The organism is Pseudoxanthomonas kaohsiungensis (assembly GCF_010211765.1).
GTDB lineage: Bacteria > Pseudomonadota > Gammaproteobacteria > Xanthomonadales > Xanthomonadaceae > Pseudoxanthomonas > Pseudoxanthomonas kaohsiungensis.
This window is the reverse complement of sequence record NZ_PDWO01000044.1, coordinates 1-754: the sequence shown is the minus strand read 5'-3', so window position 1 is coordinate 754 and position 754 is coordinate 1. Positions and strand designations below refer to the sequence as shown.

The 754-nt window shown below is 59.9% G+C and carries 1 protein-coding gene; it reads right to left on the bottom strand.

All coding sequences use genetic code 11. The annotated features are described in order from the left end of the window. Positions 1 to 190: 190 nt before the first annotated feature. Positions 191 to 607, bottom strand: a complete 417-nt coding sequence (locus tag CSC66_RS17195) for a hypothetical protein (RefSeq protein WP_162378631.1) — start codon at positions 605 to 607, stop codon at positions 191 to 193. Positions 608 to 754 lie beyond the last annotated feature (147 nt).

The following is a 754-nucleotide window of genomic DNA, read 5'->3' as shown; positions in this document are numbered from 1 at the left end:
ACCTCGCCGTTGGGCAGGATATCGATCTGGGCCACGCACCGCAGGCCGGAGGGCAATCCGGGCGGACGCAGCCAACGCTGCGCGATGTGCTCGCCCAGCATCTGACCCCAGGTCTTCTGGACTTCACCGATGCGAGCGGCCTCCGCCCGGTCCTTGGCCTCGTTGCTCAAGGACTCTTCCATCATCTGCTTCAGGCGGCGCTGCTCTTCTTCCTTCTGCTTGCGCTCTTCTTCGAGCTTGCGCTTCTCGTCCTCGATGCGCTTGCGCTCTTCTTCCTTCTTCTTCTTTCCCCTCCCCCCTTCGTCTTCCCCCCTTTATTCTCTTCCTCTCTCCCTTCCCCTTTTCTTTTCCCCCTCCTCCCCCTTCTCTCTTTCCCCCTCCTCTTCTTCCCTTCCCTCCCTCTCCTCTTCCCCCTCCCCCCCTCCCTCCTCTCCCTTTCTTCCCCTCTCCTCCTCTCCTCCCCCCCTTTTTCCCCCTTCCTCCTCGCTCGTGCTTCCCTCCCTTTTTTTCCTCTCCTCTTCCCCCTCTCTCCTCTTCCCTTTCTTTTTCTCCTTTTTTCTCTTTCCTCACCTTTTTCTCTTCCCTTTCCCTCTTCCTCTTCCGTCACCTTCCCTTTTCGTCCGCACCTTTTTAATCTGTTTGCGTCGTGCGCGCCGGGGTCCGTCCGCATCGTGCTTCACATCTCTGTCAGCTTGATGCCCTGCGCCTTCGCCTTGACGCGGTCGACCGCCGCGTACAGCTGCGGCACGTGCGC